General features: G+C 72.6%; 18 protein-coding genes. 9 read left to right on the top strand and 9 right to left on the bottom strand.

Translation table 11 applies throughout. From position 1 onward, the window contains the following. Positions 1-41: 41 nt before the first annotated feature. Positions 42-557, bottom strand: coding sequence for an EF-hand domain-containing protein (locus ACFY15_RS24145; RefSeq protein WP_390687851.1), 516 nt, complete (start codon positions 555-557; stop codon positions 42-44). A 288-nt stretch (positions 558-845) separates the two neighbouring features. Between ACFY15_RS24145 and ACFY15_RS24140 the strand changes: the two genes are divergently transcribed. Together ACFY15_RS24140 and ACFY15_RS24135 are read left to right on the top strand one after the other, a co-directional pair. Continuing rightward, a complete protein-coding gene (locus ACFY15_RS24140) occupies positions 846-1,424 on the top strand; it encodes a sigma-70 family RNA polymerase sigma factor (RefSeq protein ID WP_042816979.1) in 579 nt (192 codons plus the stop codon). After that, positions 1,421-2,644 (top strand): maleylpyruvate isomerase N-terminal domain-containing protein, encoded by a 1,224-nt coding sequence (locus ACFY15_RS24135; RefSeq protein ID WP_390687850.1) that lies wholly within the window; start codon positions 1,421-1,423, stop codon positions 2,642-2,644. Before ACFY15_RS24140 ends, ACFY15_RS24135 begins: the two co-directional genes overlap by 4 nt. 108 nt (positions 2,645-2,752) lie before the next feature. On the opposite strand, the gene ACFY15_RS24130 is transcribed toward ACFY15_RS24135, so the two are convergent. Beyond that, entirely contained in the window at positions 2,753-4,351 is a 1,599-nt protein-coding gene (locus ACFY15_RS24130; RefSeq protein ID WP_390687849.1) for an AMP-binding protein, read from the bottom strand. Positions 4,352-4,497: 146 nt separating this feature from the next. Between ACFY15_RS24130 and ACFY15_RS24125 the strand changes: the two genes are divergently transcribed. The 4 genes from ACFY15_RS24125 (at position 4,498) to ACFY15_RS24110 (ending at position 8,572) form a co-directional block, all read left to right on the top strand. After that, on the top strand, positions 4,498-5,700 hold the full coding sequence (locus tag ACFY15_RS24125; RefSeq protein ID WP_390687848.1) for an amidohydrolase family protein: 1,203 nt from the start codon (positions 4,498-4,500) through the stop codon (positions 5,698-5,700). Beyond that, positions 5,700-6,854, top strand: a complete 1,155-nt coding sequence (locus ACFY15_RS24120; RefSeq protein ID WP_390687847.1) for an acyl-CoA dehydrogenase — start codon at positions 5,700-5,702, stop codon at positions 6,852-6,854. Before ACFY15_RS24125 ends, ACFY15_RS24120 begins: the two co-directional genes overlap by 1 nt. 6 nt (positions 6,855-6,860) lie before the next feature. Then, positions 6,861-7,781, top strand: a complete 921-nt coding sequence (locus ACFY15_RS24115; RefSeq protein WP_390826044.1) for an acyl-CoA dehydrogenase family protein — start codon at positions 6,861-6,863, stop codon at positions 7,779-7,781. Between the two features lie 329 nt (positions 7,782-8,110). Then, positions 8,111-8,572 carry an ATP-binding protein gene (locus ACFY15_RS24110; protein ID WP_390687845.1) on the top strand — a complete coding sequence of 154 codons (462 nt, stop codon included), beginning with the start codon at positions 8,111-8,113 and terminating at the stop codon, positions 8,570-8,572. Positions 8,573-8,909: 337 nt separating this feature from the next. Here ACFY15_RS24110 and ACFY15_RS24105 read toward each other — a convergent pair whose 3' ends face one another. Further along, on the bottom strand, positions 8,910-10,367 hold the full coding sequence (locus tag ACFY15_RS24105) for a pentapeptide repeat-containing protein (RefSeq protein ID WP_390826043.1): 1,458 nt from the start codon (positions 10,365-10,367) through the stop codon (positions 8,910-8,912). A gap of 32 nt (positions 10,368-10,399) precedes the next feature. Further along, the gene (locus ACFY15_RS24100) at positions 10,400-11,059 is read right to left on the bottom strand and encodes a TetR/AcrR family transcriptional regulator C-terminal domain-containing protein (protein ID WP_390687843.1); all 660 of its coding nucleotides are present in this window, start codon (positions 11,057-11,059) and stop codon (positions 10,400-10,402) included. A gap of 73 nt (positions 11,060-11,132) precedes the next feature. Between ACFY15_RS24100 and ACFY15_RS24095 the strand changes: the two genes are divergently transcribed. Then, on the top strand, positions 11,133-12,557 hold the full coding sequence (locus tag ACFY15_RS24095) for an FAD-dependent monooxygenase (RefSeq protein WP_390826042.1): 1,425 nt from the start codon (positions 11,133-11,135) through the stop codon (positions 12,555-12,557). A 189-nt stretch (positions 12,558-12,746) separates the two neighbouring features. On the opposite strand, the gene ACFY15_RS24090 is transcribed toward ACFY15_RS24095, so the two are convergent. Further along, positions 12,747-13,406 (bottom strand): dihydrofolate reductase family protein, encoded by a 660-nt coding sequence (locus tag ACFY15_RS24090; RefSeq protein ID WP_390687839.1) that lies wholly within the window; start codon positions 13,404-13,406, stop codon positions 12,747-12,749. A 185-nt stretch (positions 13,407-13,591) separates the two neighbouring features. On the opposite strand from ACFY15_RS24090, the gene ACFY15_RS24085 reads away from it, so the two are divergent. Both ACFY15_RS24085 and ACFY15_RS24080 read left to right on the top strand, forming a co-directional pair. Beyond that, positions 13,592-14,212 (top strand): hypothetical protein, encoded by a 621-nt coding sequence (locus tag ACFY15_RS24085; protein WP_390687838.1) that lies wholly within the window; start codon positions 13,592-13,594, stop codon positions 14,210-14,212. A gap of 178 nt (positions 14,213-14,390) precedes the next feature. Beyond that, positions 14,391-14,945, top strand: coding sequence for a hypothetical protein (locus ACFY15_RS24080; RefSeq protein ID WP_390687837.1), 555 nt, complete (start codon positions 14,391-14,393; stop codon positions 14,943-14,945). 20 nt (positions 14,946-14,965) lie between these two features. Here the strand turns inward: ACFY15_RS24080 and ACFY15_RS24075 are convergent, their stop codons facing one another. The 4 genes from ACFY15_RS24075 to ACFY15_RS24060 form a co-directional block, all read right to left on the bottom strand. Further along, complete coding sequence (locus tag ACFY15_RS24075; protein ID WP_390687836.1) at positions 14,966-15,472, bottom strand: DUF6624 domain-containing protein; 507 nt, start codon at positions 15,470-15,472, stop codon at positions 14,966-14,968. Positions 15,473-15,748: 276 nt separating this feature from the next. Next, entirely contained in the window at positions 15,749-16,150 is a 402-nt protein-coding gene (locus ACFY15_RS24070) for a hypothetical protein (RefSeq protein ID WP_390687835.1), read from the bottom strand. 231 nt (positions 16,151-16,381) lie between these two features. Beyond that, the gene (locus ACFY15_RS24065) at positions 16,382-16,582 is read right to left on the bottom strand and encodes a DUF397 domain-containing protein (RefSeq protein ID WP_390687834.1); all 201 of its coding nucleotides are present in this window, start codon (positions 16,580-16,582) and stop codon (positions 16,382-16,384) included. Between the two features lie 10 nt (positions 16,583-16,592). Beyond that, positions 16,593-17,441 (bottom strand): helix-turn-helix domain-containing protein, encoded by an 849-nt coding sequence (locus ACFY15_RS24060; RefSeq protein WP_390687833.1) that lies wholly within the window; start codon positions 17,439-17,441, stop codon positions 16,593-16,595. Positions 17,442-17,554 lie beyond the last annotated feature (113 nt).

Here is a 17,554-nt window from a genome sequence, read left to right as displayed (position 1 = left end):
CGCCGCACGGCCCCGCCCCGCCCCGCCCTTCCGGCCGGGCGCTACGCGTCCGGGTCGACGCCGCAGTAGGCGGCGAAGGCCGTGAGGATCTCGGGCTCCTCGATGCGGCCGTCGCCGTCCGCGTCCAGGGCCGCGGCCACCTGGGCCGCCAGGTCCGGGGCGGTGCCCAGGACGCGCAGGACGCGGGCCGCCGTCTGCGGGGTCGCGCCCGAGCCGTCCTCGTCCGCCACCGCGACCACCGCCGCCAGGAACGGCCGGGCGATCTCCGCGAACCGCTGCGGGTTGTCCCGCAGCCGCTTCGCCGCCCCGGTGACGAACTCCTCGCGGGACACCCGCTGGTCCCCGTCCACGTCCGCGATGCCGGCCATGCCCTGCCAGAAGGCCTCGGCGCCGGCGAACAGGGCCTGGCCGCGGTCCGAGCGTGCGGTCACACCGAATTCGGCCAGCACGGCCCGGGCGGCCGTACTGAAGTCCTCGCGATCGATGTAGCCGGATCCGTCCTGGTCGAAGGTGGCGAATCGGGAGGCGATCTTGCGCTCGTACTCTGCGCTGTCCATATGCGGCGTTCCGCCTTCACATGTGCGTTGGGGTGCACTTGAGGTGCAGATCAAGACAGGCAGGAGCGTAAGCCCTCGATGGCCTGCGCGTTAAGCGGAGCGGTCGGCGAGGTGGCCGCATCGAACCCGCGCACGGGGAGCGCGGCGGGGCGCGTACGTGTGTGCGCGGACGGGGCCGGCGAATCGGGTAGCACGCAGGTCGCGCTTGCGGAGGAGGTTCCCCCAAAACAGGCGCGCTCCGGCCGGTGGCGACTACATTTGACGGGTCGACACACGGCTGGAGGCATCATGGCGAAGGACGTTCCACCGCGCTGGGACCGCCGCATGCAGCAGCGTCTCGCCCGCGGTGAGGCCGCCGCGCTCGGCGAGCTCTACGACCGTTTCGCCTCGCTCGTGCACAGCCTCGCCCACCGGGTGCTCGGGGACGAGAAGGCCGCGGACCGCATCACCCGCGAGGTCTTCGGCTACATCTGGGAGAACCCCGACGCCTACGACCCCAAGCAGGGCTCCATGCGCTCCTGGGTCGCCCGGATCACCCAGGGCCAGGCCGTCGCCCGGCTGCGCCAGGCCGAACTGGGCCGGGGCTCGCGCGAGGAACTCGAACAGAAGGTGCGCAGCGCCAACGCCGCCGCCCGCGCCGACTACATCGTCACCTCCATGCCCGCGCCGCTGAGGGCCGCCCTGGAACTCGCGTACTTCAAGCGCCGCGACTACCGGCAGGCCGCCGCCGACCTGCAGATCAGCGAGGACGAGGCGCGGCGCCGGCTGCGGCTCGGGCTCCAGCTGCTGTCGACCGCCAACGTCCTCCCGAGGGAGGACACCGCCCCGCCCGGATACGGCCCACGCGGATACGGAACCACCCGATGACCGGACCCACCGATGACACCCCCGACGACGCGTACGAGCTCCCGGCGGGCGGTTACACGCGGATACCGGGTCCCCGCGCGGCCGGTGACGACCTCGAACCGCCCGAGGTCCTGCCGTCCGCGCCGCCCACGCACGCCGTACTGAAGTCCCTGCTCGGGGCGTGGGCGCTGGCCGCCTGCTCCGCCGAGGAGACCCAGGCCGTCGAGGACCACCTCACCGAGTGCGCGCCCTGCGCCGACGAGGCCCTGCGGCTGCGCGACGCGGTCGGGCTGCTGCACCCGGAGGAGAGCCTCGACCTGAAGCCGCTGCTGCGCTCGCGGGTGCTGGAGGACTGCCTGGGCAAGCGCCCGGCCCGGATCCCCGTACCCGTGTGGGCGACCCCGTACGACACCGAGACCGCACGGCTCGACGCCCTGCTACGGGACTTCGGGGAGTCGGAGTGGGACACCCCGGTGCGGCTCAAGTGGTTCGAGGAGGAGCACCGGCGCAGCCGGCGCACCACGGTGGCGGGCGTGATCGGACACCTGCTCACGGTCGACGGGCTGGTCGCCACCGCGCTGGGCCTGGACGACCCGCTCGGCCCGCAGGCACCGACGGCCGGTCCCACGGGCCGCACCGAGCACTTCTGGAACTCCGCCGCCCCGGCGGGCCGGAAGGTCCGCGAACCCTGGCGGGAGCAGGGGCACACCCTGGTCCGCACCGTCTCCTTCGCGGGCCGGGGCGTGGCCGAGCTGGCCGTGGACTACGGGGGCTTCGCGCTGCCGCTCGGGGACGCCTTCCTGGAGCGGGCCTTCGAGTGCTGGGTGCACGCCTGGGACATCGCCGAGGCGGTGGACTACCCGTACGAGCCGCCGTCCGGCCCGCACCTGCACCGCATGATCGACCTCGCGGCCCGGCTGCTGCCCGAAGCCCTGGCCGGCCGCCGCCGCGCGGGCCTGGCGGCCCCGGCCCGCGGGCTGGTCGCGGCGGGGGCTCCGGGGCGCACCCTGCACCTGGAGATCGAGGGCGCGGGCGGGGGCGGCTGGGACATCGCCCTGGACTCCCCGGCGGCGAAACCCTCGCGGGAGCACACGGTGGCGGAGGTCGCGCTGGACGGCCTGGAGTTCTGCCAGCTGGCCGCCGGACACATCTCCCCGGAGGACGCCGCGGTCGGCCAGACCGGCGACCGCGAGGCCATCCGCGACGTCCTGTTCGCGGCGGCGTCGCTGAGCCGGCTGTAGGGACACGCGCACCCGTGCGCGGCTCCGGGGGCCCGGAGCCGCGCACGGGTGGCCGACCAGTTGCGGGGCGGCGAGCATCTGGGCCTTGGTGACAGCGGTCCCGCGGCGTCAGGAATAGCGCTCGCGCAGGCGGTACTTGAGGACCTTGCGCAGGGCGTCGTTGCGGGGCAGGGCGTCGACCAGCTCCAGCTGTTCGGGGAGCTTGTACGGGGACAGGCCCTGGGAGCGCAGGTGGGCCGTCACCTGGGGGAGGGTCAGCGGGGCGGCGCCCGCCGGCTGCTCGACCACGGCGCAGACGCGTTCGCCGCGCTCCTCGTCCGGGAGGCCGATGACGGCGACGTCCCCGACCGCGGGGAGCTGGTGGAGGAGGTCCTCGATCTCCTTGGCCGAGATGTTCTCGCCCTTGCGGATGATCACGTCCTTGCTGCGTCCGGTGAGGACCAGGTGGCCGGAGGGGGTGAGGTGGCCGAGGTCGCCGGTGATCAGGTAGCCGTCGGTGTCGAAGACCCCGGCGGTGTCCTTCCGGCCGAGGTAGCCCTGGCAGACGGCCTCGCCGCGGAGCCGGACCTCGCCGTCCGTGCCGGCGGGCAGGGGGGTGCCGTCGGGGGTGGTGATGCGGATGGACATGCCCTCCGGGGGGCGGCCCTCGGTGGTGGCGAGGTTCTCGGGGGTGTCGTCCGGGGAGCCCATGGTGATCATCGGGACCTCGGTCATGCCGTACCCGTGGGTGAGCTGGCAGCCCAGCTCGCGCACCACCGCGTGGTAGATCTCCGGCGGCTTGGGCGCGCCGCCGCCCGCGAGCAGGCGCAGGCTCGGGACGAGGGGCGTGGCGGGGTCCTTGCGCTGTTCGGCCAGGAACATGGAGTAGAAGGCGGTGGAGCCGCCGGCGATGGTGACCCCGTGGCGGCGGTAGCCGGCCAGGGCGCCGGGCATCGCGAACTTCTCGAAGAGCACCGCCGGGAACCCGTACAGCAGCAGCATCACGGTGTAGTCGGGCCCGGCGATGTGCGCGTACGGGAAGGCCATCGAGCCGACGTCGGACGGGCTCAGGCGCAGGGCGTGGGCGAGGCAGGAGCCGCCCGCGATCAGGGAGCGGTCGGTGTGCAGGACGCCCTTGGGGTCGGAGGTGGTGCCGGAGGTCCAGTAGATCCAGCGGACGGAGGTCCCGTCGGACGGCGGCGGGGGCAGGACGGCCGGGTCGCCGTCGGGCAGGTCCGCGTACGCCTCGAACACCCCGCGCGCGCCGAGGCGGGTAGCCATCGCGGTGTGGTCGAAGCCGCGCCAGGTGCCGGGGACGGCGAAGTGCTCGGCCCCGGACTCGCGCAGGGCGAAGGCCACCTCGCGGTCGCGGTAGAAGGGGATCACGGGCGACTGGACGGCCCCGAGGCGGGTGAGGGCGGCCGACAGCAGGACGGTCTCGATGCGGGTCGGGAGCTGCCAGGCGACGACGGTGCCGGGGCGCACGCCCCTGCCGTACAGGCCGGCGGCGACGCGTTCGGCGCGGTCGCGCAGGGCGCCGAAGGTGAGGGTGCGGTCGGCGTCGGGGTCCTCGGCGGCCTCGATGAGCACCGGGGCCTCGGGGGTGAGGGCGGCGCGGCGGGCGACCAGCTCCCAGAGGGTGCGGGAGCGGCCGAGCTCCGTGGCGGTGGCCTTCGCCGCGCGGTCCGCTGCCGTGCCGTCCGCTGCCGTGCCGTCCGTCGTCGTCATCCCGGACCTCCCCCTGGGCGCGCCGGCACACAGCCAGCTGACGGTTAGTCAGATCAAGGGCAGAGCGTAGGGCTCCGGCGCTTGTCGGTCCAGGGGTGGCGGGGCTAGCTTGTTTCTGACGATCCATCAGATTGGGGAGCGCGCACATGGCACTGGAACTGCCTCGGATCATCAGCGTCGACGACCACGTGATCGAGCCCGCCCACCTCTTCGACGTGTGGCTGCCCGCGAAGTACCGCGACCGCGGCCCCAAGGCCCTCACCGCCGGCATCGGCGAGCTGGAGTACACCGGCGGCAAGTACGTGATCTCCATGGACCCCGACGGCCCGCCGGCCGACTGGTGGATCTACGAGGACCTGAAGTTCCCGTACAAGCGCAACATCGCCGCCGTCGGCTTCGACCGCGACGACATGACCCTGGAGGGCATCACCCGGGAGGAGATGCGCCGCGGCTGCTGGGACCCCAAGGCGCGGCTCCTCGACATGGACCTCAACCACGTCGAGGCCTCCCTCTGCTTCCCCACCTTCCCACGCTTCTGCGGCCAGACCTTCGCCGAGGCCCACGACAAGGAGGTCGCCCTCGCCTGCGTGCGCGCCTACAACGACTGGATGGTCGAGGAGTGGTGCGGCGACAGCGGCGGCCGGCTGATCCCGCTGTGCATCATCCCGCTGTGGGACATCGACCTCGCCGTCGCCGAGATCCGCCGCAACGCCGCCCGCGGCGTGCGCGCCGTGACCTTCTCCGAGATCCCGACCCACCTGGGGCTGCCGTCCATCCACTCCGGCCACTGGGACCCCTTCTTCGCCGTCTGCCAGGAGACCGGCACGGTCGTCAACATGCACATCGGGTCCTCGTCGCAGATGCCCGCCGCCTCCCCCGACGCCCCGCCCGCCGTCCAGGCCTCGCTGAGCTTCAACAACGCCATGGCCTCGATGATGGACTTCCTCTTCAGCGGGGTCCTGGTCAGGTTCCCGGCGCTGAAGCTCGCCTACAGCGAGGGCCAGATGGGCTGGATCCCGTACGCCCTGGAACGCGCCGACGACGTCTGGCAGGAGCACCGCGCCTGGGGCGGGGTCCGCGGCCTGATCCCCGAGCCGCCGTCCACGTACTACTACCGGCAGATCTACTGCTGCTTCTTCCGCGACAAGCACGGCATCGCCTCGCTCGACGTCGTCGGCCGCGACAACGCCACCTTCGAGACCGACTACCCGCACGTGGACTCGACCTTCCCGCACACCAAGGAGGTCGCCCTCGACCACGTGGAGGGCCTGGACGACGAGACCGTGTACAAGCTGATGCGCGGCAACGCCATCCGCATGCTCGGTCTGCCCCTCGACGAGGACCGCTGATGGACCTGTCCCACTCGGCGGAGGAACGGGAGTTCCGGGCCCGGCTGCGGGAATGGCTCGCCAAGGTGCTGCCCGAACTGCCGCCCAGGCCCTCGCCGGACGACTGGCCCGGCCGCCGCGCCTACGACCTGGGCTGGCAGCGCCGGCTGTACGACGCCGGGTACGCGGGCCTGCACTGGCCCGTCGACGCCGGCGGGCGCGGCGCCACTCCGGCCCAGCACCTGATCTTCCTGGAGGAGACCGAGCGCGCCGGCGCCCCCTACGTCGGCGCGAACTTCGTCGGCCTGCTGCACGCCGGACCGACGATCGCCGCCGAGGGCACCGCGGAGCAGCGGGCGCGCTGGCTGCCGCCCGTGCTGCGCGGGGACGAGGTGTGGTGCCAGGGGTTCAGCGAGCCCGGCGCCGGCTCCGACCTGGCGGCGCTGCGGACGAAGGCGGTCCGGGACGGGGACGCGTACGTGGTCACCGGCTCCAAGATCTGGACCTCGCACGCGGAGGTCGCCGACTGGTGCGAGCTGCTGGTACGCACCGACCCGGCCGCGCCGCGGCACCGGGGGATCTCCTGGCTGGCCCTGCCGATGGACGCGCCCGGCGTCACGGTCCGGCCGCTGCGCACCCTCGCGGGATCGGCCGAGTTCGCGGAGGTGTTCCTGGACGAGGTGCGGGTGCCGGTGGCGAACCGGGTGGGCGCAGAGAACGACGGCTGGCGGGTCACGATGGTGACGCTCTCCTTCGAGCGGGGCACCGCCTTCGTCGGCGAGGTCGTCGCCTGCCGGCGCACGCTGGGCGCGCTGGCGCGGGCGGCGAAGGCCAACGGCCGCTGGGACGACCCCGTGCTGCGGCGCCGGCTGGGCCGCCTGCACGGGGAGTTCGGCGCGCTGTGGCGGCTCACGCAGTGGAACGTCAGCGAGGCGCAGGGCTCGGACGGGGTCCCCGGCGTCGGGGGCAGCGTCTTCAAGCTGGCGTACTCGCACGCGCGGCAGGAGCTGTACGACGCGGCGGCGGAGGTGCTGGGGGCCGGCGCCCTGTCCCTGGAGGAGGAGTGGACGGCGGAGCGGCTCTCGTCGCTCTCGTACACGATCGCGGCGGGGACCTCTCAGATCCAGCGGAACATCGTCGCCGAGCGGATCCTCGGCCTGCCGAAGGGGCGGTGAGCGGCCGTGGACTTCCGGCTGACGGAGGACCAGCGGGCCCTGCGGGCGGGCGTCCGCGACCTGCTCGCGGGCCGGTACGGGCGGGAGGTGCTGCGGAAGTCGGTGTCCGGCGGCACGTCCGTGGACCGGGTGCTGTGGCGGGAGCTGGGCGAGGCGGGATTCTTCTCGCTGCGGCTCGCCGAGTCCGAGGGAGGGGCCGGGCTGGGCCTGCCGGAGGCGGTGCTCGTGTTCGAGGAGGCCGGGCGGGCCCTGCTCCCCGGGCCGCTGGTGGCGACGCACCTGGCGGCCGGCGTGGTCCCGGGGGCGGCTTCGGGCTCGGCGGTGGTGACGGCGTTCGACCTGGGCGGGCCGCTGGTGGCGCACCTGGGGGAGGCGGACGCGGTGCTCGGGCTGGAGGGCCCTCCGCCCGCCGGCGAGGCGGTCCGCTCGGTGGACCCGCTGACCCCGCTGTGGCGGTCCGCCGGGGTGCCGCCCGCCGGGTTCCGGGAGGAGGGGGCGCTGCTGACGGCGGCGCTCCAACTGGGCAGCGCGCTGCGGACGGTGGAGCTGGCGGTGCGGTACGCGGGGGAGCGCGAGCAGTTCGGGCAGCCGATCGGGGGCTTCCAGGCGGTCAAGCACCTGTGCGCGGGGATGCTGGTGCGCGCCGAGGTGGCCCGTACGGCGGTGTACGCGGCGGCGGTTACAGGTGACGCGGCCGAGATCGCGGCGGCGAAGCTCCTCGCGGACGAGGCGGCGGTGCGCGGTGCGCGGGACTGCCTCCAGGTCCACGGCGGGATGGGCTTCACCTGGGAGGCGGACGTGCACCTGCACCTGAAACGGGCCTGGGTGCGGGCGGAGCAGTGGCGCACGGCGGCGGAGGCCGAGGAACTCCTGGCGTCCCGCCTGGGGGAGGAGGCGGAGGCGGATCACCACGGGCCGAGGGGATAGCAGGCTGTCACGGAAGGGCACGGGAGGAACAACGCGGGACTCATGTCCGATTACAGAGAGTTGATATCGGTTTGTGTCCTGCCCACTCCCCGATACGGCCCGGAGGCGGGGGTGCGCCACGGTACGCTCCCACGATGCGAGTGGTTGAGCGGCACGAGCGGCATGGGCGTCGCACAGTATGCACCACGCCTACTCCTTCGCGCTGGAATATGCCCGAAGCGCTTGTTGTGGTGACTGTACGTCAACCATGCTGCTCGACAAGGGGATCACGGTCGGTGATCCCGTCCTGTCGCGAGGCGAAGTGTCCGCCGGTTCGGATGGTGTGAGCGGTGCAGGTGCTTCAGGTACAGCTGGAGGTAGGACCGGACCCCGCCGAGGTCGGCCGGGCGCGCCGGTGGGCGCGTTCCCGGCTGGCGGGGTCGGGCATAGGGGACGACGAACCCCTCGCGGAGACGCTGATCCTGCTGATCTCCGAGCTGGTCACGAACGCGGTTGTGCACACGGGCTGTCCGGCCGTGCTCCGGATGCTCCTCGGGGGGCCGGGCGTACGGGTGGAGGTCGCCGACGCGAGCGACCGCGCCCCGTCCCGCCGGCAGGCCGGCGGCGACGACACGGGCGGGCGCGGCCTGGAGCTGGTGGACGGCCTCGCGGACCGGTGGGGCTGGCAGCGCGAGGGCGCGGGCAAGCGCATCTGGTGCGAGATCGACCGTGCGGCGGCACAGGCTCCGGCGGCCCCGGCGGGGTCCCCGAAAAAGGTCGTACTGAAGCGGGAACCGCGCGTGTACCTCTAACGAGGTGTTGACGGTTCGTCACGGGTTGATCACCCTGGTGGTGAGCGATTCGTCGCGAGGGGACGCCAAGGGTCCTGTGCCTTGACGAGTGCGGGTCGTGGGGTGGCGGCTGCCGTGCCGCGCTCGGGGCGTGCACGACCGCACGCCGCCACCCGCAGGTCGGTCGGTGGCACGGCCGTCATGGCCGGCCTGTACGCGCGGGAAATCGCCCTCGCCCTCGCCCTCGCCCTGAACGCTTCGACGCCGGAGCCGGTAGTGGCCCTGATCCGCGAGCACACGGCGCCCTGCCCGGACGAGGGCGAGGGTGAGGGCGAGGGCGAGGGTGAGGGTGCACCCTTCAAGGTGCCGGCCGAGCAGGGCCCGGCGTACCGCGTGGGCATCGCGGTGCGACGACCCGTACGTCGGCCCCGCGTGAGCGGAGCCAGTCCTCGAGGGCGGGGCCGGCCAGGGAGCGGGTGCCGGTCCCGGTGGTGAGGGTGGCGGGTCCGAAGAGGGTGCCGGTCAGGCCCGTCACCACCGTGGTGTCGTCCAGGGTCACCTCGAAGGAGTTCTCGCGGAGTTCCGCCCCGGTGAGGTCGGCGCCGCGGAGGTCGGTGTCGATGAGGCTCGCGCCCCGGATGCGGGTGCCGCGGAGGCGGGCGCCGCGGGCGTCGACGGAGTGGAGGTCCGCCCGGGTCAGGTCGGCGCCGTCCAGGTTCGCTCCGCGCAGGACGGCCCGGTCGAGGTCGGCCCGTACGAAGCAGGCGCCGGTGGCGTCGGCGCCGGTGAGGTCGGCGCCCTGGAGGTGCGAGCGGTAGAACTCGGTGCCGGTGAGGCGGGCGCCGGTCAGGCGGGTGCCGCAGAAGAGGGAGCAGGAGAAGTCGGCCCCGGCCAGGTCGGCGCCGCCGAGGTCGAGGGAGGAGAGGTCGACCCCGCCGGGTTTGCCTTCGGCGCCCTCCTCCACCCACTTCCACAGCCAGTGTGCCGCCTCCGGGTCGACGGGCAGCAGCATGCGCCAGGGGAGGACGGCCGGGCGGCGGTGCCGGTACCAGGGGGTGGTCGACGGGTCGGCGCCCAGCTCCTCGCCGCCGTCGTCGACCGTCAGCTCGCGGAAGCGGGCGTCGAGGTCGGCGAGGGCGGTGCGCACGGGGCCGGGGAGGGCGGGGAGCGCGGCTTCCAGGCGGTCGCGGGCCTCCAGGTCCTCGCGGTACAGGTCGGCGCCGTACCAGCGTGCGGGGGGCCAGCCGGCGGCCATGCGGGAGATCAGGGCCTCCCAGGGGTGGAGGAGTGCGCGGTGGGCGCCGAGCCCGTCCGCGAGGGGGGTCCGGGGCGGCAGACCGTGGACGACGGCGGGCAGCCCCTCCACCTCCGCGTCGGGGAAGGCGGGGAGCCCGGCCTGGACGGCGTACACGCGGAACCAGGGCTGGTCCTCCGCGAGGTCGAGGTCCTCGACGGCCGCGTAGGTGGCCCAGCCCTGCGGAAGGAGCACCTTCCGGATCCACGGCTCCCTGCCCCACTCGACCAGCACCGGCGTTCCCGACTCCCGTGCCAGGGTGGCGGCGAGAGCCTCGGGGGCGGGGGGTGTGGTGACGGCCGGGGTGGCGTAGACGTTCACCATGCCGCGCAGGTCGCCGGCGCGGAGGATCTCGTACTCACAGGTGACCAGGGCGGTGTCCCAGTTCCGGCCGTCGACCGTCCCGTCCGGGGCCACGTCCACGCGCGCCGCGGGCACCCCGAAACCCTGGGCGAGGGCCCGGGTCAGGGCGTCCGCGTCGGGCGCGGCGGCCGTGAGGAATCCGTACGCCGTCCCGTTCATCGCCGCCGCTCCGTCGTCATCCGTCCAGGGTGTCAGCCGCGGGGCGTCGGCCCGTACCGGTTTTCGATGCCCGCGACGACCAGGGCGAGGCCCTCCTCGAAGCCCGCGTCGTAGTCCTGGAAGAGGTCGGCTCCTGCGCCCGCGGCGAGGGGGTAGTCGGCGAGGCGTTCGGCGCGTTCGGCGACGTCGAAGCCATCGCGGCGCTCGCCCGGGAGGGGTTCGACGCCCTGTTCCTCCGTGACGAAGCCGAGGGTGAAGAAGTACGCCGTGGTGGTGGCGCGGACGGCCTGCGGGAGCGTGAAGCCGGCCTCGGTGAGGGCGCGGAGGTTCTCCTCCATCCCCGCGGCGTGCTCGGTGCCGGTGAAGCGGGAGCCGCTGAAGACCTTCGCGCCGTCGCGGTAGCGGAGCAGGGCGGTGCGCAGGCCGCGGTTGACGGTGAGGAGGCGGTCCTGCCAGGAGAGGCCGGGGGCGAGCGCCGAGTCCGCCGTCATCCGGCGGTACATCTCCGTGGCCATCTCGTCGAGGAGTTCCTGCTTGTTCTTGAAGTGCCAGTAGAGGGCGGGCGCCTGGACGTCCAGCTCCTTGGCGATCGCGCGCAGGCTCAGGCCGTCGAGGCCGACCTCGTTGAGGAGCCGCAGGGAGGTGTCGACCGCCTGCTTCTTGTCCAGCTTCGGGGATCTGCGAGTAGCCACGCTTGACAGTTTAACAGCGTTAAGTGCATGGTTCGGGGGTTGGAACTTAACGCTGTTAAGGAGAGAGGTCGTCATGGGTGTGGACGTGGACGTGCTGGTCGTCGGGGCCGGTGCCGCCGGGCTGGCGCTCGGGGTCGACCTCGCACGCAGGGGTGTACGGGCCCTGGTCGTGGAGCGGGACGGGCGGCTGTTCCCCGGGTCGCGCGGCAAGGGGATCCAGCCGCGGACGAGGGAGGTCTTCGACGACCTCGGGGTCGGCGACGCCGTCCGGGCGGCGGGCGGCCCGTACCCGGCCGGGATGCTCTGGCGGGACGGCGAACGGCTCGGCGAGCACGCGATGTGGGACGAGACGGAGCTGGAGGAGGGCTCGCCGTACCGCGAGCCCTGGATGGTGCTGCAGTGGCGCACCCAGGAAATCCTCTTCGCCCGCCTCACCGAGCTCGGCGGGCGGGTCGCCTTCGGGCGGGAGCTGGTCGGGATCACGCAGGACGGGGAAGGGGTGACGGCCGGGTTCGCCGACGGCGCCCCCGTTCGGGCCCGGTACGCCGTCGCCGCCGACGGCGGGCGGTCCACGGTGCGGCGGCTGCTCGGGATCGGGATGACCGGCGAGACCGTCGACCCGAACCCGGTACTGGTGGCCGACGTGCGCATCACCGGCCTCGACCGCGACCACTGGCACATCTTCCCGCCCGCGGACGGTGCGGGCTTCCTCGCCCTCTGCCCGCTCGCCGGGACGGAGGACTTCCAGGTCAGCGCCCAGATGGCGGAGGGCGGCCCGGCCATCGACCTCTCCCTGGAGGGGCTGCGGTCCCTGATCGCGGCCCGTTCGCACCTGGACCCGGCCGCGGTGACGGAGGTCCGCTGGGCCTCCGACTTCCGGCCGCGGGCGGCGCTGGCCGACCGGTTCCGGGAGGGGCGCGTCTTCCTCGCCGGGGACGCCGCGCACGTCCACTCGCCGGCCGGCGGGCAGGGCCTCAACACCAGCGTGCAGGACGCGTACAACCTGGGCTGGAAGCTGGCCGCCGTGCTGAGCGGCGCCGCGCCGGAGTCGCTGCTCGGCACGTACGAGGAGGAGCGGCGGCCCGTCGCCGCCGCCATGCTCGGCCTGTCCACCCGGATCCACCGCGGCGAGGCCCGCCGCGGCGCGGCCACCCAGCAGCTCGGCCTCGGCTACCGGGGCTCCTCCCTGGCGGTGGAGACCCGTACGGCCCTCCCCGCCGAAGCCCTGCGGGCCGGCGACCGGGCCCCGGACGGGGCGTGGGAGGACGCGCGGCTCTTCGACGCCTTCCGCGGGACGCACTGGACCCTGCTGGTGGTGGGGGAGGCGGCTTCTGCTTCGGCGGAGCTGCCGGGCGTACGGACGGTACGGATCCCGTCGTACGGGACGTACGGCGACGGGGTGTTCCTCGTCCGTCCCGACGGGTACGTGGGCTGGGCGGGGGAGACGGCGGAGGGGGCGGCGGCGTACGCGGCCGGTGCCGGCGTCGGGGTCGGCTGAGGGGCCGGCAGCTTCCGGGCGACGATCGGCCGGGCCTCGGTGATGTATTCGCCCATCGTGCACGGATTGATCGGTACGTGGTCAGCCATATCGTCCCCTCCCCCAAGGGTGTTGTCTGCCCGGACGAGCCTACCCCGCGAGCGGTCGGGTCCGTCGGACGCCGGGTCGCACCAGGGTGCCGGTGCCCGGCTAGCGGCGCCAGAACAGGTGGTGGGTGACCCCGCTCGGGCTGGGGACCACGTCCCTGTGGAAGCGGTCGAGGAGTTCGTCCGGGGAATTCCACAGGCGCAGGCCGGAGCCGATTTCCACGGGTGAGACCGCCACGTGGAGCGTGTCCACCAGGTCGGCATCGAGGAACTCGCGGACGGTGGTCACCCCGCCGCCGAGGCGGACGTCCTTGCCCTGCGCGGCCTCGCGCGCCCGGTCCAGGACGGTGGCCGGGTCGGCGTCGACGAAGTGGAAGGTGGTGTCGGAGAGGGTGAGGGAGGGGCGCGGGTGGTGGGTCATGACGAACACCGGTGTGCGGAACGGGGGTTCGTCACCCCACCAACCCTGCCAGTCGGCGTGGTCCTCCCACGGGCCGCGGTAGGGGGTGAACTTGTTGCGGCCCATGATCTCGGCGCCGATGTTGCGCCCCCAGTCGCGGGTGAAGTAGTCGTCCAGCCCGCGGCTGCCGCCCGGCTCGGTGCGGTTGGGCCAGCTCGCGGTGGCACCGGCCCAGGCGAACATGGCGGAGGGGTCGATGGCGCCGCCGAAGGGATGCTCGAGGCTCTGGTCCTCGCCGGCGGCGATGCCGTCCCGGGAGACCATGAAGTTGTGGACCCGCAGGAGCTGGGGGTTGCTCGTCATGTCGGTTGCCTCGTCTTCCTGTGGTGGTGGAAGGGAGACTGCCGGGCCGGGGAGAAGTCATCGGTGCGGGTGCGGGGTGGCGCGCGGACTTGCCGCCTTCGGCGTAATCCCGGGCGCGCCAGGGCGCGGATCGATCCCGGGTGCGCCGGGGCCGGTGACGGGCATCGCCTGGCTAGCATCGCCGCATGGGTGTGGACATAACGGTCCTGGTCGTCGACTGGGCGCACGTGATGGACCTGGCTCCGGAGGACCGGCTGCGGGTGGTGCAGGAGTCGGCGTACGCGGACGACGACGCAGACGGGGACGGTGACGTCGTCGACGGGTGGGTGTGGCCGGTCGGGGCGGAGCGGTCCTGGCTGGGGCGGTACGAGTTCCGGGGCACGCTCGGCTCGTACAAGCCGCACTTCTGGGTCGCGGACGGCTGGGAGAAGGTGCGGGGTGCGGTCGGGGACGGGGTGCGGGCGGCGCTGGACGAGTTCCTGGAGGGGCTGATCTGGTGGGGGCCGGAGGCCGACGTCGATGCCGAGCAGGTCGACGCGGGTGTTCTTCCGTCCCTGGACGGGCTGTGGCGGTCGGGGCCGCTGATCGTGCGGGGGCCGCAGACCGTGGCGCGGCTGCGGCGGAGGTGGGTCGAGGCCGCGCCTGAGCTGGGCCGGCTGCGGGAGCCGTACGCGGAGCTCGCCGCGCGGTCGCCGGGACAGTGGATCGCCGGGTTCGAGGAGTTCGCCGAGCTGGTGGGCGGCTGGGGTGAGGTGGTCGGTGAGGCCGAGCGGCGGGGGTGGGGGGTGGTCGGGCTGCCGATCTGAGGGGTCCGGCCGGGGGAGTCCGTGTGGGGAGAGGGTCCGATCGGCCGGTGGGACGGCCTGGTCCGTCGGGCGGTCGAGGGTCCCGCTCCGGTCATCCCCCAGCGGGCGCCCTGTCCCCCGGCAGGGGGAGACGGACCGCCGCGGCGGACGATGTGGGGCAGCCGCGTGCGAAGCCAGCATGGACGTCATGACGACAGCCGACGCTCCCCTCCCCACCCCCGCCCCTGTCTGGGCTCGCCGCGCCGTGCACGCCATAGCCCTGTGCGCGGTCCCGTCCGGTCTGTGGCGCATCGCCATGGCCTCCGGTGTGTACGTGGGATACAGCGATCAGGTGCTGCGCGAGGTCTTCGACATCCCGGGATGGGGCATCGCGTACGTCGTCGGGCTCTCCGTCCTTGCCGAGGTGGCCGCCCTGTTTCCGCTGCTGCTCGTGAGTGACCGGTGGCGGCCACTGCGACCCCGGGCCCTCGCCAGGCTGGCCTGGACCGCCTCGGGCGTCCTGGTCCTGGGGGCACTGTGGCAACTCGTGGTCGCCTTCGCCGTCGAGAGGCAGACGTACATGTCCAGCGATATGGCACTGACCGTCTGGTGGTTCACCTTCGCCCCGCTGTTCGCGATACCTGCCCTGATGACGGCGGTGACCTGGTCGTATGCGAAGCGGCACCGGGCATCGGGACAGGCTTGGGACCTGTCCGGCGGACCACGCTTGCGGCAGGTGGGCTTCGGAGCATGATCCGCCGGACGTGACGGGCGTCAGGCTATGGAGAACTTGGCGATGTACTCGTCGAAGGGCTCGATGCCGACTTCGGCACGGAGTTCGTTCATGCGCTCGGGCTCTTCGCAGGGCCACGGGACCGGTGCTCCGTCCATCACACCGGCCATCTGTGTGCCGTAGATCTGTTTGCGGCCTTCGTTGACCAGCGTGCGGTCGTGTAGAAAGGCCAGCTCGCGCCCGCCTGCCAAGCCTGCCGAAACCGACTGCTGCATCAGCTCCAGGGCGCGTCGCTGAACGTCGAGCTGCCGGTCGGCGTGCTGGGCGATCAGCCACGCTGCCCGGGCGGCCTCCTCGCCGACCGTGTCCGCCGTCGGCCAGCCGTACTCGTCCATGATCTCGCCGAGTCGGTCGGCGTGCCGTGCGGTCAGTCGTCGCCACGCCAACTGCTCAGCGGGGTCATCGCTGTTCGCGTGGACCGCGGACAGATGGTCGGCTGCGGCCATGGTGGTGAGTTCCTCCGCCAACGCGGCAACGTCGTGCGCCACTCTCGACTCCCAGGTCAGGTAGGTGCGTTGTGTTCGTTCCCCGAAACCTTAGGGGTGCATAACGGGCGTAAAGATCATTCTGGAGAACGGTGACAGGTGCCTCCGCGGACCGCGATAATGGATCCATCCCGGAGGCAGAGCCGGATTGCCGCGACGGTATCGGCGCCCTGGAAGGCGTAGGCGCGCTCGTCGCGACCACCGCGCGGAAGCCTTTGAGGGCATTGATCGTCCGCCCGACTTCATCCCGGCGGGGCGGGCCCAGTCGGCCACCCGGACTCAAGGAGTTCTGGTGTGTGTGCGGGTGAGCGAGAGGTAGTCGACGGGGCGGACGCGCCATTCGGGGCGAAGGCCGTTGCGCAGGACGATGCTGAAGCCGGCGGTTTCGCCGCGGTGGAGGGCGGCGAGGGCGTGGACGCGGCCGTCGCCGTCGGCCCAGGCGAGGGCCCGGTCCACTTCCGTGGGGGAGAGGGCGAAGGGGTGGGCGGTGCGGATCTGGACGCGGATGAGGCGGATGGCCTCCTCGCGGGTGTCCAGCATGGTGCGGTCGAGGAGTTCGGGTGGACCGTCGTAGGCGTCGTGGTGGCAGAGGGCCTCGAACCAGTAGCCGGTGAGGATGGACACCGTGTGGTCCAGGGGGTTAGTCCCGGTGATGTGCGGGGTGTGGTGTCGCGCGGGCATGTGGCCGGTCTCCTGCCGTCGAGGAGAGTGGGTACTCGCGCCAACCGGCGCATAGGTTGGCGCGAGTTACGACACGGGGTGCGGCCTGGCGGGCCGTCCACTCCGGTGACGTACGGCGACGATAGCGTTACGCAACCTTCCGTCGCAATGGTGCGCCGTCCCAAAGTTGTACCGGCATATGCTGAGTGCCCCTCATCTGCCCAGATGGGGGGCACTCGCGGTTGAGGTTCGTCAGATCAGGTGATCGAACTCGCCGGCCTTGACGCCGAGGATGAAGGCGCGAAGCTTCTCCACGGTCGTCGTCACGATCACCTCGGGGTCGTCACTCTCCCGCATCTTGATCGCGCCCGCGACGGGCGCCAGCTCAACGCAGCTCTGATTGTCGTCCGGTCCCGAGAACGAGGACTTCTGCCACTTGATTCCGTCGGTCATGCGCCTTGACTCACACTTCCTGAGCGATGCGGTGAATGTGTTCTCTCGACTCTTCCGGTCCGAGCGAGATCGACTCGATGGATTCGAGCAACCCTCGGTACTTGGCGAGTTGAGCCTCTGCGTCCAGGAACCCGCCGTCGAAAGCGCTGTCGATCTGGACGGTGTCGAGTGCCGGGATGATGCCCCCGGCGTAGAGCATCGAGTGCACGGAGCCCGTGATCTTCCGGTCGAAAGGGATGATGCGGACGGTGACCGACGGCCAGTGGGATACCTCGTCCAGGAAGGCGAGCTGCTCCCGCATGACCTCCGCGTCGCAGTAACGCATGCGCAGGGCGGCCTCGTGGACGAACGCCTCGAAGGGCGTGGGGTGGGGGCGGTCGAAGATGGTGCGGCGCCGCGTGCGGTGCTCGACGCGCGTGTTCAGCTCGCTGGTGGGGAGGTCGGACATGCCGCTTCGGATCAGGCTGCGGGCGTAGGCCTCGGTCTGGAGCTGTCCAGGGACGTGCAGCATTTGGATGACGCGGATGTACGTGGCGTGGAACTCCAGCTCCGCCACGTCGAGAAAGCCGGGCGACAGGACTCCCCGGTACTCGTCCCACCAGCCCTTACCGCGCTCCTCGGCCATGCTCGCGAGTGCGTCGATGAGGTGCTTGTCTGTGGCGGAGTAGTGCGTGGCGAGGCGTCGGACGCGTTCGTCGCTGACTCCGTACCGGCCGGATTCGATGTGGCTGATCTGGGCGCGTTCGCCGCCCAAGTAGGCTGCTGCGGTCGCCCCGTTCATTCCGGCTTTCTCGCGCAGCTTGCGCAGCTCTGCGCCCAACCTCCGCTGACGTGCGGTCGGATAGCTCCTTGGCGGCATGGCCCCTCCGTCTCATCCGGCTACGAGTGTGCCGCCTCGATCAGGTGCGGGTCCACTCGATCGGATGTTACGGGCGTACCACTGTTGCGCCGTCCCAATGTTGTGCCCTACGT

It is taken from the genome of Streptomyces sp. NPDC001373, assembly GCF_042895815.1.
GTDB lineage: Bacteria > Actinomycetota > Actinomycetes > Streptomycetales > Streptomycetaceae > Streptomyces.
This window is presented reverse-complemented; position numbering and strand designations above follow the sequence as displayed.

Excerpts from the sequence above, each read along its gene's own strand:
- ACFY15_RS24070 (WP_390687835.1), bottom strand. The coding sequence starts at position 16,150 with ATGCCCGCGCGACACCACACCCCGCACATCACCGGGACTAACCCCCTG.
- ACFY15_RS24145 (WP_390687851.1), bottom strand. The coding sequence starts at position 557 with ATGGACAGCGCAGAGTACGAGCGCAAGATCGCCTCCCGATTCGCCACC.
- ACFY15_RS24125 (WP_390687848.1), top strand. The coding sequence starts at position 4,498 with ATGGCACTGGAACTGCCTCGGATCATCAGCGTCGACGACCACGTGATC.
- ACFY15_RS24130 (WP_390687849.1), bottom strand. The coding sequence starts at position 4,351 with ATGACGACGACGGACGGCACGGCAGCGGACGGCACGGCAGCGGACCGC.
- ACFY15_RS24140 (WP_042816979.1), top strand. The coding sequence starts at position 846 with ATGGCGAAGGACGTTCCACCGCGCTGGGACCGCCGCATGCAGCAGCGT.
- ACFY15_RS24085 (WP_390687838.1), top strand. The coding sequence starts at position 13,592 with ATGGGTGTGGACATAACGGTCCTGGTCGTCGACTGGGCGCACGTGATG.
- ACFY15_RS24090 (WP_390687839.1), bottom strand. The coding sequence starts at position 13,406 with ATGACGAGCAACCCCCAGCTCCTGCGGGTCCACAACTTCATGGTCTCC.
- ACFY15_RS24105 (WP_390826043.1), bottom strand. The coding sequence starts at position 10,367 with ATGAACGGGACGGCGTACGGATTCCTCACGGCCGCCGCGCCCGACGCG.
- ACFY15_RS24095 (WP_390826042.1), top strand. The coding sequence starts at position 11,133 with ATGGGTGTGGACGTGGACGTGCTGGTCGTCGGGGCCGGTGCCGCCGGG.
- ACFY15_RS24135 (WP_390687850.1), top strand. The coding sequence starts at position 1,421 with ATGACCGGACCCACCGATGACACCCCCGACGACGCGTACGAGCTCCCG.
- ACFY15_RS24065 (WP_390687834.1), bottom strand. The coding sequence starts at position 16,582 with ATGACCGACGGAATCAAGTGGCAGAAGTCCTCGTTCTCGGGACCGGAC.
- ACFY15_RS24080 (WP_390687837.1), top strand. The coding sequence starts at position 14,391 with ATGGACGTCATGACGACAGCCGACGCTCCCCTCCCCACCCCCGCCCCT.
- ACFY15_RS24120 (WP_390687847.1), top strand. The coding sequence starts at position 5,700 with ATGGACCTGTCCCACTCGGCGGAGGAACGGGAGTTCCGGGCCCGGCTG.
- ACFY15_RS24060 (WP_390687833.1), bottom strand. The coding sequence starts at position 17,441 with ATGCCGCCAAGGAGCTATCCGACCGCACGTCAGCGGAGGTTGGGCGCA.